The sequence below is a fragment of the Dokdonia sp. Dokd-P16 genome, from assembly GCF_003095655.1.
Classification (GTDB): Bacteria; Bacteroidota; Bacteroidia; order Flavobacteriales; family Flavobacteriaceae; genus Dokdonia.
Genome location: NZ_CP029151.1, coordinates 664,314 through 688,218, shown reverse-complemented (window position 1 = coordinate 688,218; position 23,905 = coordinate 664,314). Strand labels below are relative to the sequence as shown.

Below are 23,905 nucleotides of genomic sequence, written 5' to 3'. Positions count from 1 at the left end.
AAAATGAGCATTGTATTTGACCATCGTGTAAATCATCTTCTGAAATAAAAGAAAGGAATTCTTAATTGCTTAAATTTTAATTGTATTTTACATGTAACTATTGCGATTATATCATTTAATCTATTGAAATCGCTCTTTTGTCGTAATTGTCAGATTGACTGTTGATAACTTATAATAATTTTTTGTAGTGATTTAAAAGTTGTCTACCTTTCTCCCTTGAATAAAATCTAGTGTCAAAACATTGAATACTAGTTGACAATACTAACTGACCCAAATCCTTTCAAAATCATCACGTATGATTCATAAAACTACTATTGCAAAATTCTCGTCTTATTTATTATTCATGCTATTGCTATTATTCAGTAGCATTGATAGTAATGCACAAATTTTCCCTGGGCAGTTCCCTCCTTTTCCAGAAGGTCCTGGCAATCCCGGAGCACCAGGTAATCCTGACGCTATAGTAAATGTAAATGCTGTCTTAATAGGGGATACGTTTTCTGTAAATGGTGTTGAGGCGTGTATAGATAGTACTGAGAGAGGTAATAATAATAGTCCAGGTGAAAACCCTGAATGGCGTTTTGATGTCATATTGCCTAATGCAGGTGATGTACTTCCTGTATCAGAAAATATTGAGATAAGAGTATGTCGTCGTGGTGATTTTGGTCAATCTGGAGAAGGCTTACGTGTTTTAGATGAAAATTTGAATATAATAGGGACAATACCTGGTGACCAAACGGGTGTAAATACAGATTGTTCTGAAGGTCCTATTTGTTTAACAGTTATTATTTCCTCTTGTGCTTTTAATGCGCAAGCGGCCGACGGTGTTTTTAGTTTAACCCTTGACGCTCGAAATGTTGGTGGAGCAGGAGGTACAGTGGGTGATTTTTGTGATATTCCACCTGGTCCTCAAGCAGATGCTACACCAGGTGGTTGTTCAGGTCCTAATTGTAGTTTTTCTCAGGTAACAACTGTCACAGTAAATGGTGCTCAAGTTGAAGGTTTTGATAATCAAGCAAATGGAGGGCCACTCGTAAATAGTGTGGCAAATAATGCAAACTGTGCTTTTATAGATTACTTTGTATTTCCTACAGGAGGGTTAGCTTTTACTATAGATGGTACTGATGCAGATGACCTTAATGGAGAAGATTACTGTGTAGGCGAGTCTGTATTTATACCATCTGCCTCCGGTGCTGGACAACAATTTACCGTTTCTATCGATGGAGGGCCTAGACAAGTTATAGGTGGTGGTGGAATGGATACTAATTATACTTTTGCTACACCTGGAATGTATGAGGTTTGTAATATTATTGATCCAGGCGGATGTGCTGAAGAGAAATGTATTATGCTTAATGTAGTAGCAGCTCCTATTGGTGAAGCGGGTCCAGATGAAGAGATTTGTGAAACTGAATCTACATATAGTCTTACAGCCTCAAACGTAGTAGCAGATAATATATTATGGGAAACTACTGGAGATGGAGCGTTTAATAATGTGGCTGCAACTAATCCAATATATACATTAGGATCGGCAGATCAAAGTGCAACGTCTATACAGCTATCTGTAACAGTATCTAATACAGATATGATTTGTGAACCTACAACAGATAGTCTTACACTAACAAGAATAGAAGAAGCAACGGTTGAGGCAGGAAATAACATTGCATTATGTAATGATTTTGGTAGCTACATACTTTCAAGTGCTTCTATAGGTGGTGGGGCAACTACGGGGCTGTGGACTATTACACAACCAACCGGTGGTGATGGAGTAGTTAATCCAGCAACAGCAACATCAAACCCGGAAAGTGCTAGTTTTTCTGCAACAGTACCGGGCGATTATATATTAACATTAACAACAAACACGGATACTCCATGTCCTGTAATTTCCGATACCGTTACAATAACGGTAGATGAAGCTCCTACTGCAAGTGTGGGTACAGAGAAAGCAGCTACGATTTGCTCAAATGAGATGTATCAATTTACAGATGGTACTTCCTCAATAGGAGGAACTCCGTCAGATGTAATCAGTTGGTCAACTAGTGGAAATGGAGTTTTTAGCAGTCTCACCGCTGAAAATCCAGCGTATACACCAAGTGCTGATGATATTGCGGCGACTACAATAACCCTAACTAAGACAGTGACTGGAACTGGTGGCTGTGGAGCAACAACTGCATCAGATACCTTTACCCTTTCAATAAGTGAAGAGCCTACTGTTGAAGCAGGAAATCCAGTTACTTTGTGTATTGATTTTGGTACTTATCAACTCTCAGGTGCTTCCATAGGTGGAGGTGCTACAACGGGGATATGGGCCGTAACTACAAATGCAGGTGATGGAGCTGTTACGCCCGCTACAGCTACGACATCTCCAGAAACAGCAAGCTTTACGGCAACAATTGCAGGTGTTTATACATTAACATTAACTACAGATGCCGCATCACCTTGTACACCTGTTGAAGATACAGTCGTAATTACTGTAGTTGAACCGCAACTCAATACTGTTCAAAATCTTATAGGATGTGCAGTGCCTGGTACTGTGCTTAATGCAAATGACGGAGTTACTTTTGATACTAATATTTCGGTTAGTTGGTTTACATCTTCTACTGGGGGAAGTCCAATATCTGGACAGCCAGAATTAAACGTAGCTGGTACAATATCATATTTTGCTGAAATTTCAGATTCGAGTATTCCTTGTACAAACCCAATAAGAGAAGAGGTAGTCCTTACATTAGTAGACCCTCCATTTCCAAACTTTATTGAAACGGTATGTTCTGGAGAAGTCCTAAATATTGGAGTTGCATCTGTTTCTCCATCTTATACAGTAGTTTCTTCTGACCAATTGAATGTTCCTGCTGGTGCTGATCGACCAATTCCATCAGCTACAAATATTACCGATACATATGTAAATAGAACAGCAAGTGATGTAATTATTACTTATACCCTAACGGTGAGTGATCCTACAGCTTGCCAAGGTGAAGTGTTTGATGTGGTCGTTACCATTTCTCCAGAACCTGTAATTTCAAATACGTTGGATACGGCTGTATGTAGTGATAATTCTATTGGGGTAGTTTTAGATGTATTAAGTACAAGTACCGCTGCTGCTACATATAGGCTTGTAAGTGTTACTCCAGATGTTGGATTAATTGCTAGTGGCTCAAATGCTACAACTGCAAATGGCTTAGCGGCAGATGCTATTCAAAATGACATTTTTTCAAATAATACGGGTACTTCCTTGAATGTTGAATATGTTGTGGAGCCAACATCTTCAGCTGGCTGCGTTGGAGCTCTTGAGACAATAATTATAACTATAGAACCTGCACCTATGGTTGATGCAGGCCCTGCAACAGCAAGTATATGTTCGGATGAGATGTATACAGTCGTGGGAAGTACATCAGCAAATGGAACAATATCTTGGACTACAAGCGGGACAGGAACTTTTAACAATACAACTGCCGAGAATCCTGTATATACAGCAAGCGCCCAAGATATTACTTCTGGAGAGGTGACCTTAACTAAAACCGTTACAGGTACAGGCGTTTGTATCTCTAATTCAGTCTCAGATACCACCGTTCTTACTATTAGCGAACTTCCTACAGTAAATGCAGGTACCGATGTGATATTATGTTCTGACAATGGTGCTTATACGTTAAGCGGGGCATCAATTGGAGGAGGAGCTACAACAGGAGTTTGGGCTATAACGTCTCAACCAGGAACAGATGGAATGCTATCTGATAATAAACCTACTGCAAATCCATCTGATGTAAGCTTGACGGCTACTACACCAGGTGTGTATATCTTAACATTAACTACAAATTTCACCGCTCCATGCGAAGCGGAATTTGATAGCGTGATAATAACGATAGAAGCTGAGCCAACAGTTGACGCTGGTCCTACTGCAGCAATTATATGCTCTGATGAGATGTACAATGTTATGGGTAGTACCTCGACTAATGGTACAATTACTTGGAGCACAAGTGGAACAGGGACTTTTAATAATAATAGTGCCGAAAATCCAATCTACACTGTAAGTACGCAAGATGTAACCGCCGGAGTAGTAACATTAACAAAAACAGTTACGGGAACTGGAGCTTGTGCTTCAAGCTCTGTATCTGACGATACTGTTCTAACTATTAGTGAAGAGCCAACTGTAAATGCAGGAGAAGATGCTACATTATGTTCAGATTTTGGTGTTTACACGCTAAGCGATGCTACAATAGGTGGCGGAGCTACTATGGGAACTTGGTCACTAACGACAAGTCCTGCAACAGGGGATGGAGCATTAAGCACAACTGTAGCAACAGCTAATCCAGAAGCGGTGACTTTTACAGCTACAGTGTCTGGAGATTATATACTTACATTAACGACTAACTTTGCAACACCTTGTGTAGCAGCTACAGATATGGTGACAATCACTATTGAAGAAGCTCCTACAAGTGACGCAGGACCAGATACAGCTGCTATTTGCTCTGACGAAATGTACACAGTTACAGGTGGAACATCTTCTAATGGAACTATATTATGGACAACTAGTGGATCGGGATCATTTTCAAATACAACAATAGATAATCCTGTTTATACGCCAAGTGCTTTAGATATTTCATCTACAAACATAACGTTAACAAAAACAGTTACTGGTGCTTCATCATGTAATGCAGCAGTAGATACTGTAGCGTTAACTATAAATGAAGAACCAACAGTTGATGCTGGTAGTGATGTTACTTTATGTATTGATTTTGGTACACATCAATTAGCAGATGCTAGTATAAATGGAGGAGCGACAACAGGTACTTGGACAGTAAGTACAAATCCTGGAGATGGGGCTGTTACACCTAATACAGCTACTTCTTCTCCTGACACTGCCAATTTTACAGCAACTACAGCCGGAACGTATGTGTTAACATTAACTACAGATGCAGCTGCTCCTTGTATGTCTGCTTCAGATACGGTAACCATAATTGTTGTTGAACCACAGTTAAATACTATACAAGATTTAATAGGTTGCGCAATAGCTGGAACAGTGCTTAATGCAAACAATGCTATAGATTCTGATCCAAACATATCAGTTGATTGGTATACTACAGCGACTGGAGGAAGTCCAATAGCTGGTGAGCCTGAACTTACTGCTGCAGGATCAATATCTTATTTTGCTGAAATTTCAGATTCGAGTATTCCGTGTACTAACCCTGTAAGAGAAGAAGTGGTCCTTACATTAGTAGATCCTCCGTTTCCTGATTTTGCTGAAGCAGTATGTTCTGGAGAAGAAGTGAATATTGGAATTTCATCAATTTCAGCATCTTATACGGTAGTGTCATCGGATGAATTGAACGTGCCTGCAGGGCTTAATAGACCAACTGCTTCTGCAGCAAATATTATTGATACCTATGTTAATAGAACAGCAAGTAATGTGACTATTACATATACTTTAACCGTGAGTGAACCGATGGCTTGTGAAGGTGCACAATTCGATGTCGTGGTAACGGTTTCTCCTGAGCCTGTAGTTTCAAATATATTAGATGAAACAGTTTGTAGTGATATTGCTATTGGAGTAACATTAGACGTCGCATCTACAAGTACTCCCGCTGCTTCGTATAGACTTGTAAGTATTACACCTCAAGCAGGCTTAGTTGCTGGAGGATCTAATGCTGTAATTACAACAGGCTTAGCAGCAAATGCTATAGAAAATGATATCTTTACTAATACGACTACTACACCACTTTCCGTTGTCTATAATGTTGAAGCTACGTCATCGGCAGGATGTGTTGGGCAACCTGAGGCTATAACAGTAACCATAGATCCGTTACCAATGGTAAGCGTTGGTACAGATAAAACAGCTGCAGTGTGTTCTGAAGATATGTTCATATTTACAGATGGTACATCCTTTGGAGGTGCAATTAATTGGACAACAAGCGGATCTGGAGTGTTTACTAATACAACAATAGATAATCCAGTATATACGCCTGGTACTTCAGACGTTTCTGCAGGTACGGTAACATTAACAAAAACAGTGACTGGTGCAGGATCTTGTGCGAGTACGTCGGTTAGAGATGAATTTACTTTAATAATTAATGAAGAGCCAACGGTTGAAGCGGGTGAAAATGTTACGCTATGTAATGATTTTGGAAGCTATACGCTAGTAGGTTCAAGTTTTGGAGGAGGTGCTACAGAAGCGACTTGGTCATTTACAACGAATAGCGGAAACGGCGATTTAAGTCCGGTAACGCCAATTACAAATCCAGAAACAGCAGTTTTTACTGCTACTGATCCTGGAATTTATGTATTAACACTAACAACAAATAATATAGCACCTTGTTTTGCAGCGACCGATTCAGTAACGATTACTGTAGAAGCAGCACCAACAAGCGAAGCAGGTCCAGCAGTAGCTATCATTTGTTCTAATGAGATGTATACGGTTATAGGAGGATCTTCTTCGAATGGCTCTATACTATGGACAACTAGTGGATCGGGAGCCTTCTCAGATACTACGATTGACAGTCCTATATATACACCAAGTGAATTAGACGCAACAGCATCGACAGTAACCTTAATAAAAACAGTAACAGGAATTGGGGTTTGTAATGAATCTAAAGCTACTGATACAGTAGAACTTACTATCAGCGAAGAGCCAACGGTGGAAGCTGGAGCAGCTTCTTCTTTATGTTCAGATAATGGCGCATATACATTAAGTGATGCTACTATCGGTGGCGGAGCGACTATGGGAACTTGGTCACTAACGACAAGTCCTGCAGGTGGTGATGGAGCATTAAGCTCTACTGCTGCAACAGCTACTCCTGAGACAGTAACTTTTACAGCTACGGTACCTGGAGATTACATACTGACATTAACAAGTGACTTTACTGCACCTTGTGTTGCTGTAACAGATACGGTAACCATTACTGTGGAAGATGAGCCAACAGTAGCAGTAGCATCACCAACGGCGACTATTTGTTTTGATGATATGTTTACGGTTGCTGGAAGTACTTCTACCAACGGAACAATAGCTTGGACGACTAGTGGATCTGGTTCATTCTCAGATAACACGATTGACAATCCTGTTTATACAGCAAGCGCACTTGACGTGGATGCTGGAGTAGTAACACTTACAAAGACAGTAACTGGAACAGGAGCTTGTGCTTCGAGTAAAGTTACTGCCTCAATAGCATTAACAATCAGTGAAGAGCCAACGGTAGAAGCTGGAGCAGCTACTTCTTTATGTTCGGATAATGGTGCATATACTTTAATTGATGCTACCATCGGTGGCGGAGCTACTATGGGAACTTGGTCGCTTACGACCAGTCCTGCAGGTGGTGATGGAGCTTTAAGTTCTACAGCAGCAACCGCTACTCCTGAAACTGTAACTTTTACAGCTACGGTACCTGGAGATTACATACTGACATTAACAAGTGACTTTACTGCACCTTGTGTTGCTGCAACAGATACGGTAACCATTACTGTGGAAGATGAACCAACAGTTGACGCAGGACCAGCTACAGCTGAAATCTGTGAAGATGAAATGTATACAGTTGTAGGCGGTTTGTCTACAAACGGAACAATTGCTTGGACTACAAGTGGAACTGGTAATTTTTCAAGTACAACAGTTGATAACCCAATCTATACTCCAAGTACTTTAGATATTAATTCGGGATCAGTAACGCTTACTAAAACTCTTACGGGATTAGGTGCTTGTTCTTCTTCAATAGTTTCTGATACTACAGTGCTTACAATTAATTTACTGCCAACTCCAACAATTACAGCTCCATCTAATGTTTGTACAGGAGAGCCAGCACTAGATCTGACTACTGTAGTTTCTCCTGCTTTTGCAACTGGAGGAATAGGAACAACTATTACTATAGATGGTGTAGCAAATACAACCTTTGATCCAGCGATTGAAACTCCTGGACCACACACAATAGAATATACTTTCGTAGACGCTGTTACTGGATGTACAAATTCAGTTACAACTTCGATTATTGCTTGTGCTCCATCACTCGACCTTGTAAAAACAAGCGCTTATGCAGATACCAATGGTGATGGAGTGGTAAGTCCTGGAGATATGATTGCTTATACCTTTGTGGTAACAAACACAGGTAATGTAACGGTAACATCGATTGATGTGACAGATACTAATTTGACGCCAAGTTTAGTAGGTACGATTGCGAATTTAGCTCCAATGGCCAACCAAACACTAACGGCTAGTTATACCATTACTCAGGCAGATGTAAATGCTGGGCAGGTAATCAATGAAGCAGTTGCTTCTGGTGAGGATACTAACGGGAATACGGTAAGTGATGATTCTGATTCTGGTAACCCAGCAGATGATTCTGGAGCTGGTGATGATGATACGGTAACTCCGCTACCATCTTCTTCAGAGCTTACTCTTGTTAAGAGTTCAACTTTTGATGCGGCTACTAATAGTATTACCTATACATATATCGTTGAGAATACTGGTAACACTACAGTAAATGATATAACAATTGCAGAGACTACATTTACAGGTACAGGAACAACACCAACACCAGTTTATTCGGCTGGAGGTTTTGACTTGGATGGCGATGCAGATGCTTTTGATGCTAAACCTGGAGATGTGCTACAGTTTACTGCTACTTATGTATTAACTCAAGCAGATATTGATGCTGGAGTTGTAGATAATGAAGCGCTTGCTAGCGGAACAGATCCAGCTGGAACAACAGTAACAGATGCTTCTGATTCTGGTAATGCTGCAGATGATACTGGAGCTGGAGATGATACGACTAGTACTCCAATCCCTGCAATGCCAATGATGGAGCTTGTAAAATCAAGTACGTATGTAGATAATGCACCTGCCGGACTTACAGTGGGAGACCAAATAGATTATACCTACACGGTTGAAAATACAGGAAATGTAACTGCCAATGATGTTGCTGTAACGGAGACTAGCTTCTCAGGAACTGGAACGACACCTACACCATTATACCAAATGGGTGGTGGAGATCTTGATGGCGACGGTGATGCATTTGATGCAGCACCTGGAGATATCCTAACATTTACTGCGAGCTATATCTTAACACAAGATGATATCAACACTGGAACGGTAGTAAATGAGGCAACAGCTTCGGCAACAGATCCAAGTGGTAATCCAGTAACAGATGCTTCAGATTCTGGTAACGCTGGAGATGATACTGGAGCTGATGATGATGCTACTGTGACGCCACTTCCTGTGGAGAGTGAGATAGCTTTCGCGAAAGCGGTATCGGCACTTACAGATACCAACGGCGATGGTTTATTAGGAGCAGGAGATCAAGTGACTTATACCTTTACAGTAACAAATACTGGAAGTACAACGGTTAGTAATCTTACTGTAAACGATGCGACGATAGGTCTTAGTAATGCAGTGGTAACGCCATCTACATTACAACCTACGGAGATGGGAAGTGTAACAGCAACCTATATCTTAACGTTAGCCGATGTAAATGCTGGAAATGTAGAAAACACAGCAACGGCAACAGGAACGGATCCAAATGGAGCAGCTATAACCGATGTATCTGATAGTACAAATCCTAATGATGACGAAGGTCAACCAGGAAACTCAGATGCAGATGCAGATGATACGAATGATCCAACGAACTTACCAATACCTGCAACACCTGCACTCGACCTTGTAAAAACAAGTGCTTATGCAGATACCAATGGTGATGGTGTGGTAAGTCCTGGAGATATGATTGCTTACACTTTTGTGGTGACTAACACAGGTAATGTAACGGTGACATCAATTGATGTAACAGACACTAATTTGACGCCAAGTTTAGTTGGTACGATTGCGAGTCTAGCTCCAATGGCCAACCAAACACTAACGGCTAGTTATACCATTACTCAGGCAGATGTAAATGCAGGAGAGGTAATCAATGAAGCAGTTGCTTCTGGTGAGGATCCAAATGGAAATACGGTAAGTGATGATTCTGATTCTGGTAATCCAGCAGATGATTCTGGAGCTGGTGATGATGATACGGTAACCCCGCTACCATCTTCTTCAGAGCTTACTCTTGTTAAGAGTTCAACTTTTGATGCAGCTACTAATAGTATTACCTATACATATATCGTTGAGAATACTGGTAACACTACTGTAAATGACATTACAATTGCAGAGACTACATTTACAGGTACAGGAACAACACCAACACCAGTTTATTCGGCTGGAGGTTTTGATCTAGATGGTGATGCAGATGCTTTTGATGCAAATCCTGGAGATGTGCTACAGTTTACTGCTACTTATGTATTAACTCAAGCAGATATTGATGCTGGAGTTGTAGACAACGAAGCGCTTGCTAGCGGAACAGATCCAGCAGGAACAACAGTAACAGATGCTTCTGATTCTGGTAATGCTGCAGATGATACTGGAGCTGGAGATGATACGACTAGTACTCCAATCCCTGCAATGCCAATGATGGAGCTTGTAAAATCAAGTACGTATGTAGATAATGCACCTGCCGGACTTACAGTGGGAGACCAAATAGATTATATATACACGGTTGAAAATACAGGAAATGTAACTGCCAATGATGTTGCTGTAACAGAGACTAGCTTCTCAGGAACTGGAACGACACCTACACCATTATACCAAATGGGTGGTGGAGATCTTGATGGTGATGGTGATGCATTTGATGCAGCGCCTGGCGATGTACTTACTTTTACTGCGAGCTATATCTTAACACAAGATGATATAAACGCTGGAACTGTAGTAAATGAGGCAACAGCTTCGGCAACAGATCCAAGTGGTAACCCAGTAACAGATGCTTCTGATTCTGGTAACGCTGCAGATGATACTGGAGCTGATGATGATGCTACTGTGACGCCACTTCCTGTGGTGAGTGAGATAGCTTTCGCGAAAGCGGTATCGGCACTTACAGATACCAACGGCGATGGTTTATTAGGAGCAGGAGATCAAGTGACTTATACCTTTACAGTAACAAATACTGGAAGTACAACGGTTAGTAATCTTACTGTAAACGATGCGACGATAGGTCTTAGTAATGCAGTGGTAACGCCATCTACATTACAACCTACGGAGATGGGAAGTGTAACAGCCAACTATATCTTAACTCAGGCCGATGTAAATGCTGGAAATGTAGAAAACACAGCAACGGCAACAGGAACAGATCCAAATGGAGCAGCTGTAACCGATGTGTCTGATAGTACAAATCCTAATGATGACGAAGGTCAACCAGGAAACTCAGATGCAGATGCAGATGATACGAATGACCCAACAAACTTACCAATACCTGCAACACCATCACTCGATCTTGTAAAAACAAGTGCTTATGCAGATACCAATGGTGATGGTGTGGTAAGTCCTGGAGATATGATTGCTTACACTTTTGTGGTGACTAACACAGGTAATGTAACGGTGACATCAATTGATGTAACAGACACTAATTTGACGCCAAGTTTAGTTGGTACGATTGCGAGTCTAGCTCCAATGGCCAACCAAACACTAACGGCTAGTTATACCATTACTCAGGCAGATGTAAATGCAGGAGAGGTAATCAATGAAGCAGTTGCTTCTGGTGAGGATCCAAATGGAAATACGGTAAGTGATGATTCTGATTCTGGTAATCCAGCAGATGATTCTGGAGCTGGTGATGATGATACGGTAACCCCGCTACCATCTTCTTCAGAGCTTACTCTTGTTAAGAGTTCAACTTTTGATGCAGCTACTAATAGTATTACCTATACATATATCGTTGAGAATACTGGTAACACTACTGTAAATGACATTACAATTGCAGAGACTACATTTACAGGTACAGGAACAACACCAACACCAGTTTATTCGGCTGGAGGTTTTGATCTAGATGGTGATGCAGATGCTTTTGATGCAAATCCTGGAGATGTGTTGCAGTTTACTGCTACTTATGTATTAACTCAAGCAGATATTGATGCTGGAGTTGTAGACAACGAAGCGCTTGCTAGCGGAACAGATCCAGCAGGAGCAGCAGTAACAGATGCTTCTGATTCTGGTAATGCTGCAGATGATACTGGAGCTGGAGATGATACGACTAGTACTCCAATCCCTGCAATGCCAATGATGGAGCTTGTAAAATCAAGTACGTATGTAGATAATGCACCTGCCGGACTTACAGTAGGAGACCAAATAGATTATATATACACTGTTGAAAACACCGGAAATGTAACTGCCAATGATGTGACGGTAACAGAGACTAGCTTCTCAGGAACTGGAACGACACCTACACCATTATACCAAATGGGTGGTGGAGATCTTGACGGTGATGGTGATGCATTTGATGCAGCGCCTGGCGATGTACTTACTTTTACTGCGAGCTATATCTTAACACAAGATGACATCAACGCTGGAACGGTAGTAAATGAGGCAACAGCTTCGGCAACAGATCCAAGTGGTGACCCAGTAACAGATGCTTCTGATTCTGGTAACGCTGGAGATGATACTGGAGCAAATAATGATCCAACCAACACAAGTTTACCAGTTGTGAGTGAGATTGCTTTCGCGAAAGCGGTATCGGCACTTACAGATACCAACGGCGATGGTTTATTAGGAGCAGGAGATCAAGTGACTTATACCTTTACAGTAGCAAATACTGGAAGTACAACAGTTAGTAATCTTACAGTAAACGATGCGACGATAGGTCTTAGTAATGCAGTGGTAACCCCATCTACATTACAACCTACGGAGATGGGAAGTGTAACAGCAACCTATATCTTAACGTTAGCCGATGTAAATGCTGGAAATGTAGAAAACACAGCAACGGCAACAGGAACGGATCCAAATGGAGCAGCTATAACCGATGTATCTGATAGTACAAATCCTAATGATGACGAAGGTCAACCAGGAAACTCAGATGCAGATGCAGATGATACGAATGATCCAACGAACTTACCAATACCTGCAACACCTGCACTCGACCTTGTAAAAACAAGCGCTTATGCAGATACGAATGGTGATGGAGTGGTAAGTCCTGGAGATATGATTGCTTATACCTTTGTGGTAACAAACACAGGTAATGTAACGGTAACATCGATTGATGTGACAGATACTAATTTGACGCCAAGTTTAGTAGGTACGATTGCGAATTTAGCTCCAATGGCCAACCAAACACTAACGGCTAGTTATACCATTACTCAGGCAGATGTAAATGCTGGGCAGGTAATCAATGAAGCAGTTGCTTCTGGTGAGGATCCTAACGGGAATACGGTAAGTGATGATTCTGATTCTGGTAACCCAGCAGATGATTCTGGAGCTGGTGATGATGATACGGTAACTCCGCTACCATCTTCTTCAGAGCTTACTCTTGTTAAGAGTTCAACTTTTGATGCGGCTACTAATAGTATTACCTATACATATATCGTTGAGAATACTGGTAACACTACAGTAAATGATATAACAATTGCAGAGACTACATTTACAGGTACAGGAACAACACCAACACCAGTTTATTCGGCTGGAGGTTTTGACTTGGATGGCGATGCAGATGCTTTTGATGCTAAACCTGGAGATGTGCTACAGTTTACTGCTACTTATGTATTAACTCAAGCAGATATTGATGCTGGAGTTGTAGATAATGAAGCGCTTGCTAGCGGAACAGATCCAGCTGGAACAACAGTAACAGATGCTTCTGATTCTGGTAATGCTGCAGATGATACTGGAGCTGGAGATGATACGACTAGTACTCCAATCCCTGCAATGCCAATGATGGAGCTTGTAAAATCAAGTACGTATGTAGATAATGCACCTGCCGGACTTACAGTGGGAGACCAAATAGATTATACCTACACGGTTGAAAATACAGGAAATGTAACTGCCAATGATGTTGCTGTAACGGAGACTAGCTTCTCAGGAACTGGAACGACACCTACACCATTATACCAAATGGGTGGTGGAGATCTTGATGGCGACGGTGATGCATTTGATGCAGCACCTGGAGATATCCTAACATTTACTGCGAGCTATATCTTAACACAAGATGATATCAACACTGGAACGGTAGTAAATGAGGCAACAGCTTCGGCAACAGATCCAAGTGGTAATCCAGTAACAGATGCTTCAGATTCTGGTAACGCTGGAGATGATACTGGAGCTGATGATGATGCTACTGTGACGCCACTTCCTGTGGAGAGTGAGATTGCTTTCGCGAAAGCGGTATCGGCACTTACAGATACCAACGGCGATGGTTTATTAGGAGCAGGAGATCAAGTGACTTATACCTTTACAGTAGCAAATACTGGAAGTACAACAGTTAGTAATCTTACAGTAAACGATGCGACGATAGGTCTTAGTAATGCAGTGGTAACCCCATCTACATTACAACCTACGGAGATGGGAAGTGTAACAGCAACCTATATCTTAACGTTAGCCGATGTAAATGCTGGAAATGTAGAAAACACAGCAACGGCAACAGGAACGGATCCAAATGGAGCAGCTGTAACCGATGTGTCTGATAGTACAAATCCTAATGATGACGAAGGTCAACCAGGAAACTCAGATGCAGATGCAGATAATACGAATGATCCAACAAACTTGCCAATACCTGCAACACCTGCACTCGACCTTGTAAAAACAAGTGCTTATGCAGATACCAATGGTGATGGAGTGGTAAGCCCTGGAGATATGATTGCTTATACCTTTGTGGTAACAAACACGGGTAATGTAACAGTAACATCGATTGATGTGACAGATACTAATTTGACGCCAAGTTTAGTAGGTACGATTGCGAGTTTAGCTCCGATGGCCAACCAAACACTAACGGCTAGTTATACCATTACTCAGGCAGATGTAAATGCTGGGCAGGTAATCAATGAAGCAGTTGCTTCTGGTGAGGATCCAAATGGAAATACGGTAAGTGATGATTCTGATTCTGGTAACCCAGCAGATGATTCTGGAGCTGGTGATGATGACACGGTAACTCCGCTACCATCTTCTTCAGAGCTTACTCTTGTTAAGAGTTCAACTTTTGATGCAGCTACTAATAGTATTACCTATACATATATCGTTGAGAATACTGGTAATACTACAGTAAATGATATCACAATTGCAGAGACTACATTTACAGGTACAGGAACAACACCAACGCCAGTTTATTCGGCTGGAGGTTTTGATCTAGATGGTGATGCAGATGCTTTTGATGCTAAACCTGGAGATGTGTTGCAGTTTACTGCTACTTATGTATTAACTCAAGCAGATATTGATGCTGGAGTTGTAGATAATGAAGCGCTTGCTAGCGGAACAGATCCAGCAGGAACAACAGTAACAGATGCTTCTGATTCTGGTAATGCTGCAGATGATACTGGAGCTGGTGATGATACAACTAGTACTCCAATCCCTGCAATGCCAATGATTGAGCTTGTAAAATCAAGTACGTATGTAGATAATGCACCTGCTGGACTTACAGTAGGAGACCAAATAGATTATATATACACGGTTGAAAATACAGGAAATGTAACTGCCAATGATGTTGCTGTAACGGAGACTAGCTTCTCAGGAACTGGAACAACACCTACACCATTATACCAAATGGGTGGTGGAGATCTTGATGGCGACGGTGATGCATTTGATGCAGCACCTGGAGATATACTCACATTTACTGCGAGCTATATCTTAACACAAGATGATATCAACACTGGGACGGTAGTGAACGAAGCAACAGCTTCGGCAACAGATCCAAGTGGTAACCCAGTAACAGATGCTTCTGATTCTGGTAATGCTGCTGACGATACTGGAGCTGATGATGATGCTACTGTAACACCACTTCCTGTGGTGAGTGAGATAGCTTTCGCGAAAGCGGTATCGGCACTTACAGATACCAACGGCGATGGTTTATTAGGAGCAGGAGATCAAGTAACTTATACCTTTACAGTAACAAATACTGGAAGTACAACAGTTAGTAATCTTACAGTAAACGATGCGACGATAGGTCTTAGTAATGCAGTGGTAACCCCATCTACATTACAACCTACGGAGATGGGAAGTGTAACAGCCAACTATATCTTAACTCAGGCCGATGTAAATGCTGGGAATGTAGAAAACACAGCAACGGCAACAGGAACAGATCCAAATGGAGCTGCTGTAACCGATGTGTCTGATAGTACGAATCCTAATGATGACGAAGGTCAACCAGGAAACTCAGATGCAGATGCAGATAACACGAATGATCCAACAAACTTACCAATACCTGCAACGCCTGCACTTGCACTTGTAAAGACTAGTGCTTATGCAGATACGAATGGAGACGGTGTGGTAAGTCCTGGAGATATGATTGCTTACACTTTTGTGGTGACTAACACAGGTAATGTAACGGTAACATCGATTGATGTAACAGATACTAATTTGACTCCAAGTTTAGTGGGTACGATTGCGAGTTTAGCTCCAATGGCCAACCAAACACTAACGGCTAGTTATACCATTACTCAGGCAGATGTAAATGCAGGAGAGGTAGTCAATGAAGCAGTTGCCTCTGGTGAGGATCCTAACGGGAATACGGTAAGTGACGATTCTGATTCTGGTAACCCAGCAGATGATTCTGGAGCTGGTGATGATGATACGGTAACTCCGCTACCATCTTCTTCAGAGCTTACTCTTGTTAAGAGTTCAAGTATAGACATTGCGTCAAATACAATTACTTACACATACACTGTAGAGAATACTGGGAATGTAGCAGTATTTGATATAGTACTTGTTGAAACGGCCTTCTCAGGAACTGGTGCTACGCCTGTACCTGTATATACAGGAGGTGGAGTTGATTTAGATGGTGATGCAGATGCCTTTGATGCAAATCCAGGAGATATGCTCTTCTTTACAGCTAGCTATTTGCTAACGCAAATTGATATTGATGCTGGAGTAGTTACAAATCAAGCTGAAGCAAATGGTACATCTCCAAATGGAACGACAGTATCTGATGAGTCTGATTCTGGTAACGATGGTGATAATACTGGTAATGATAATGATCCTACTAATACATTTATACCTCAAGATGCAAGTATGAATCTTGATAAGGTTGGAGTTCTTGACGATGGAGGTGATGGATTACAAGCTGGTGATATTATTACATATACATTTACTCTAACGAATACTGGAACGACAACAGTTACAAATCCAGTACTTACAGATCAATTACTTGGAGGTGTTATTGCAGGTCCTGATTCGGGAGATGTAAGTAACGTGTCTGTTCTTGATGTGGATGAAGTGTGGATTTACACAGCGACCTATGCACTTACTCAAGATGATGTAGATGCTGGGATGGTGATCAATACTGCAACAATTGCTGGTACAGCTCCTGATGGTAAGCCTGTAGTAGACACATCTGATGATCCGAACGATAACACTAACGTTGATCCTAATGCAGATGGTAACCCTGATGACCCAACAATTGTTGATTTCGGATGTATGCCTAATATATCTCTGTTTAAAGAAGATATCGCATTTAGTGGTGACGTTACAAACCCAGTCCCAGGTGATATCATAACGTTCCAATTTACAGCGGTAAACACAGGGAATATTACACTTTTAAATGCGGAAATATTTGACGCGCTGCTAGGTGGTTTCGTTGGTGAATTTGAAGAAATATTAGTTGGACAATCTCTAACAACCACACAAACATATACTATCACACAAGATGATATTGATACAGGTTATGTGCTCAATACTGCATTTATTGTTGCAGACCCCGTGGGAGCAGATTGTGATGAAGTAAGAGATGTTTCTCATGATAGAGACTTTGCAACAAGTGGAGTTGATTCTGATGGAGATGGTGATCCTTCTAATGATGTTCTAGTAGATTCTGATGGAGATGGAGATCCTGATAACGATACGGAAGTATTCTTACAGCAAAATCCAGTAATTGTTATAACTAAAACGTTCGTTTATTTAGACACAAATGGTAATGGCTCTATAGACTTGGGTGATCAATTACAGTATAACTTTGTCGTAGTTAATAACGGAAACGTTACTATTACAGACGTTGTTGTAAATGATCCATTATTAGGTGGTATTGTTGGAGTGATTGATGTACTCACACCTTCTGATACAGGTAATGTAACTGCTACTTATAACTTAACACAGGCGGATATTGATACAGGAAGTGTTACTAATACAGCTACGGCTATTGGTAATGATCCATTTGATAACGATGTTACCTCTACAGATACAGTTGTATTTGATATAGATGATATGGGAGGTATTACTTTAATAAAAGCAGCCCAGCTACAAGACACGAACAATAGTAACACCGTTGATGTGGGAGATGAAATCTTGTACACATTTACAGTTACTAATACTGGGAATGTAACAGTCACTAATGTTGAAATAAACGATAGTACAATCGGAGTAAGTAACCTACCTATTGTGCCTAGTACATTGCAGCCTGGAGAAAGTGGAATTGCAGTAGCTGCATATGTCCTTACACTAGATGATATCATGGTAGGAATGATTATAAACTCGGCAGAAGCAAGTGCGATAGATGCAATGGGGCAGACGCTTACGGATGTGTCAGATAGTGCTAATCCTGCAGACGATACAGGAGCGGGAGATGATCCTACGGTAACAATGTTTGAAGTAGCTAATATTTCTTTACAGAAAATGGGAGAATATATTGATACCAACCTCAATAATATAGTAGATCAAGGTGACCGTATTGATTACATGTTTACTGTGACAAATACAGGTAACACACCATTGTTTGACGTAAGTGTCGACGATAGCTTAGTAGAGGTAGATGGAGGTCCAATTGATCTCGCAATAGGGGAGACTGACAGTTCTACATTCAGCGCTAGTTACGTTCTTACTAATGAGGATGTGGCCAACGGAAGTGTTTTAAACACAGCTACTGTAACTGCAAGAACTGCAAATGGAGCCATTGTAACAGATGTTTCGGATGATCCTACAAACTCTACAGATAATGATGAGAATAATGATGGTGAACCAGATGATCCTACTATTACAGTATTGGATGTAGAACAAGATTTGGAAATATTCAATGAAATTTCTCCAAATGGCGATGGTGTAAATGAAACCTTTGTTATTCAAGGATTACAAAATTATCCTAACAATGTTCTTCGCATTTATAACAGATGGGGTAATGTTGTTTTTGAAGAAGCAAACTATCAAAATAACTTTGATGGTACTTCAAATGGTCGAGCAACCGTTGAAAGAGGTGAGAAACTGCCAGTAGGAACATATTATTATCTTTTAGACCTTAATGATGGAAGTTCAGGTCGTGCAGGATGGTTATATATAAACAGATAATTTAAGGTGTATAAGCACTAAAAATAAAAAGTATGAATGTAAAGCTTAGAGTATTAATAGTGGGTTTAGTAGGTCTATCCTTCCAAACGCTATTTGCGCAGCAAGATCCCCAGTTTACACAATATATGTACAATACATTGAGTGTAAATCCAGCATATGCTGGATCTAGAGGTCATGCTTCTGCGATTGGGGTATTGAGATCGCAATGGGTTGGTCTTGATGGAGCTCCAAGGACGCAGACTTTTTCCTTAGACACTCCAATTGGTGAACATGTAGGTCTTGGTCTGGCAATAGCAAATGATGAACTTGGTCCTTCTAAGGAAACGTATCTAGATCTTAATTTTTCATATACGATAATGACTTCAGACACTCGTAAGCTTTCATTTGGGTTAAAAGGAGGTGGGCGTTTCTTAGATATTGATTTTTCTAAGGGTAATGCTCAAAGTCAAGATGTCCTTTTCCAAAACAATGTGAGCGAATTTTTACCTACTCTAGGAGCAGGTGTCTACTGGCATAATGATCGTAACTATCTTGGGTTCTCAATCCCAAATTTATTTACAGATCAAACCTATGATGATATACAGCAAACTGTAGCTGCCGAAAGACTTCACTTATTTATAATAGGAGGTATTGTCACAGATCTTAGTAGTACGACAAAATTTAAACCAGCTTTCCTAGTAAAGAGTGTTACAGGAGCTCCGCTTATTGTGGATTTATCTGCAAATTTTATGTTCTATGAAAAGTTAAGATTAGGGCTTTCTTATAGATGGGATGATTCTGTAAGTGGTCTTGCTGGATTCCAAATAACACCACAGCTACTGGTGGGGTATTCTTATGATTATACCACTACTGAATTACAGCGATTTAATACTGGAAGCCATGAGATTACAATGAGATTTGATCTTATCTCAAAAACGAAGAAAATTAAATCACCTCGTTTCTTTTAAATTATAAATAATGACAAAGAATATTACGATACTTCTGCTACTTTTTTCTGTCTCTCTCTTTGCACAGAAAACATATAAAAACGCAGATAAGCTATTTGAACAAATGCGCTATGTTGAAGCGGCAGCTGTTTATGAGAAAGCAATAGACAGAGGAGATAATTCTATGGTTCTTCTGCAGAAGGCTGGAGATTCATATTACTTCAATACTGATATGGAGGAAGCTTATAAGTGGTATGATCTGCTTGTGAGTCAATATAGAGATGAAGTCGATGCTGAGTATTTATTTCGATTTGCACATACACTTCAAGGTATTGGTGATAATAAAGCGGCAAAAAAATGGATGAAAGCTTTCGCGAAAGCGTCAACTAAAAATGATAAACGTATTGATGATTATGCCCAGAAAGAGCGTACTCTGGCAGATGTGCTAGCGATTCCTGCGCAATTTGAACTTAAAAACTTATCAATAAATACAGCGTATTCAGACTTTGGACCTGCATATTATGGAAATAAACTTGTGTACTCATCTGCTGTGGATACGTCTTATTATATCAAAAGAAGGTATCATTGGAACGATCAGCCATTTTTAGATTTTTATATAGGCCAGATTAATGCTGCCGAAAATGAAGTAAAAAGAGAAAAAATATTTTCTAAGGTTATAAATACAAAATATCACGAGGCTACCATTGCTTTTACTAATGATGGTAATCGTATTTACTTTACTAGAAATAACTATGATGGAGATTTGAAAAGAGGAGAGGATGGAATTAGCCATCTTAAATTATATACTGCGGTTAGGAATGACAGTCTAGATAGAAAGGACGACTGGAGTGATGTGCGTGAACTGCCATTTAATAGTAAGGATTACTCTACGGGTCATCCTACGCTTAGTGAAGATGGTAGTAAACTTTATTTTGTGTCAGACATGCCAGGTACAATAGGCGCTACAGATATATTTGTAGTAGATATATTGGGGGATAATACATATTCTACACCTCGAAATCTAGGCCCTAAAGTGAATACATCAGGAAGAGAAATGTTTCCTTTTATTGCAAAGGGAGTGATGTACTTTGCTTCGGATGGACACTTAGGAGTTGGTGGATTAGATGTTTTTGAGAGTGATATAGATGACAATACTTTTTCAATTCCACGTAATTTAGGAAAACCACTCAATAGTCAACTAGATGATTTTGGTTTCATTATTAACGAAGAAGGAGAGCAAGGTTTTGTATGTTCAAACAGAGAAGGAGGAATAGGCGATGATGATATTTATGCAATACAGCGTATTGCTCCTGAAGATGTTGTAAACGATTGTAAACAACTTATTAAAGGGTATGTGATTAACGGACGTACGCAAGAGCGTATAGCGGATGCTACAGTTTCTTTATATGGGGAGAATGGGGTTAAGCTCTCTGAAACCGTAAGTAAAAGGAATGGGGATTATGTTTTTAATTTTGACCTTGACTGTGCTGAGCAATATGATATAAAAGTAAATAAATTAGGGTACACTCCTAATTCAAAAAAGATTGTTACTTCTAGTATCTCATCAGAAACTATAGTTCCACTAGATCTAGAAACGCTAAGTGAGCTTATTGTGGAAGATGGAGGTCTACTTAAAATTAAGGTTGGAATTATATTCTTTGATCTCAATAAGGACTACATACGTCCGGACGCTGCTATGGAGCTCAATAAGATTGTAGCACTGATGTCTCAACAACCATCAATAGAGATTAGAATAGAATCTCATACGGATGCCCGCGCAGATGATAATTATAATATGGAGCTCTCGCAAAGAAGAGCTATATCAACCAAAAATTACTTAATAAGACAAGGGATAGCAAAAGAGAGAATATTGTCTGCTCAAGGTTTTGGAGAAACGCAATTGCTTAATGATTGTTCTAATGGAGTGAAATGCGATGAAGTGCAGCATCAAATTAATAGAAGGTCAGAGTTTATTATAGAGAAAATGTAGAATAAATTCGATTGGCTAATTTATAGATTATGCAACTCGTTATTTTTAATAGTTTAATTTGAATGTAAGACAATAGTTCGAACTAGTTTTTTGATAATGAGTTTAAAAGGATTGATTAGTTGGAGATTAAAATGATGGGGTTTTTACATTCGTTAAATAAAAATTATGAGAGTTCTATTTTCGTTGTAGAAGGTCCAAGAATAGGTTGTAAAAACCCTGTAATTTTATAATTTACAGGGTTTTTTATTTTTTTGAAATATCAGTTGATATCAAACTATAGCTATATTGAAAATGTTGATTCGTTAGAGGTAGATTGCTAGGATTTTAAGTTTTGTAATAAGTAGTTTTAAATACAATTCTATAATTTATGCTGCCTTATTTCTTTAAATAATATCCTATTATATGTGCTTGAAATCTAAATTTTATTTTTTGGCAAAAGTGTATTTGCTGTTTTCTAGCTATGTATTTCCATGTTGTTGGCGATTATTAGAGTGCTTCCTTACTGTCTTACAATTCTAGGTTCTCTAAGACGATGTACTGCGTGTATGTTTTTAACGTGGGCTAGCACTAAAAACAGCGCTCCAATAACCGTAAAAATAGTCTCTACCTCGTGTACAACTTGTAATCTACTTATGAGTAACACAACTACACCTATGGTTGCCATTCTAGCTGGTGTATGATCGCGATGCAGTCTCAAACTTCTACCTAATGAGAAAAAAGCTAGGAGTATCCCGGAAATAATAAAAGCATATTCTATCCACGGGTTTTTGAAAATTGCCAAACCAGCTAGGGCTGTAAAACCTATTAAAATAGGTAATAGCGCACAGTGCAGTGCGCAACAAACAGCGCTTATGATTGCAATCTTATCTACAGTTTTTGATTTCATATAAATCTTTTTAAAATATTGAGCTTAAAATTAAAGTTACTCTTTAAGCACTACCGTACGTGTCACTTTATTGAAGGGGCCGTCTAGGACATTTCCTTTACTATCTATTAATTCTAGCATTATAGTTACTTCTCCCATAGGTAATCCTCTAATCACTTGTGGTGCCCATTCTGTAATTTCAAATTGCTCACCATTAATAGTAGCACGTACTTTATTTCCGCTTTCTGATAGCTTTGTATTAAGCACAAAAAAGTCTAGCAATAAGTTCTCTGTGTCCTTACCCGAGTATGTTCCCTTAGGACGGCTATATATAAGTGTAGGCTCCTCTACATTAACACCTGTTTCATTTTCTGGAGAATCACCGACTACAAGTTTTTTTACTACTACAGAGTTTTCATTTTTTACAGACTCGTGATATGACCTACTCAAAAAGGCAACTAGGTGATGTGTTCCTTCTGGTAACGCTTTCGCGAAAGCGCTCTCATAATGCGCAGAATAAGGCTCATTATTTAATATAAAATGAATGTGTTGCCCCTTACCAGAGTTTGCTAGAAGTTGTACGTTTGGACTATCTGTCTGTGCGCCTAATTCGTAATTTTCTACTTTAAAATTAAAATCTGTTTCGCCTGTTTTTATGTTTTCGGCGCTTGGTGATTCTATCTTCAGTACAGCGTCGCTATATGCGGGAGAGTTTTCTAGTTTACTAATTGTTATTTTTTTTGCGACTACTTCTGCAGGCTTTTCACTCTCAGGAGAAGCCTCATTTACACTGCTTGTATTTTCTTTACATGAGGTCACCGTAAAAGCAATAAGTACTAGCGATGATAATAGGGTTGTGGTATGTTTTTTCATAATATTTAATTTTTATT

The 23,905-nt window shown here is 39.9% G+C and carries 5 protein-coding genes; 3 read left to right on the top strand and 2 right to left on the bottom strand.

Annotated elements, in window-relative coordinates; translation table 11 throughout:
- Nucleotides 1–295 precede the first annotated feature (295 nt).
- Genes DCS32_RS03095 through DCS32_RS03085 form a run of 3 tightly spaced genes read left to right on the top strand, consistent with a single transcriptional unit; the run spans nt 296 to nt 22,150 of the window.
- A complete protein-coding gene (locus tag DCS32_RS03095; protein WP_108876942.1) occupies nt 296–19,234 on the top strand; it encodes a gliding motility-associated C-terminal domain-containing protein in 18,939 nt (6,312 codons plus the stop codon).
- A 32-nt stretch (nt 19,235–19,266) separates the two neighbouring features.
- Complete coding sequence (locus tag DCS32_RS03090; protein ID WP_108876941.1) at nt 19,267–20,181, top strand: type IX secretion system membrane protein PorP/SprF; 915 nt, start codon at nt 19,267–19,269, stop codon at nt 20,179–20,181.
- A gap of 10 nt (nt 20,182–20,191) precedes the next feature.
- Nucleotides 20,192–22,150 (top strand): OmpA family protein, encoded by a 1,959-nt coding sequence (locus tag DCS32_RS03085; protein ID WP_108876940.1) that lies wholly within the window; start codon nt 20,192–20,194, stop codon nt 22,148–22,150.
- 499 nt (nt 22,151–22,649) lie between these two features.
- On the opposite strand, the gene DCS32_RS03080 is transcribed toward DCS32_RS03085, so the two are convergent.
- A complete protein-coding gene (locus DCS32_RS03080) occupies nt 22,650–23,036 on the bottom strand; it encodes a MerC domain-containing protein (RefSeq protein WP_108876939.1) in 387 nt (128 codons plus the stop codon).
- A 36-nt stretch (nt 23,037–23,072) separates the two neighbouring features.
- Entirely contained in the window at nt 23,073–23,888 is an 816-nt protein-coding gene (locus DCS32_RS03075; protein ID WP_108876938.1) for a hypothetical protein, read from the bottom strand.
- Nucleotides 23,889–23,905 lie beyond the last annotated feature (17 nt).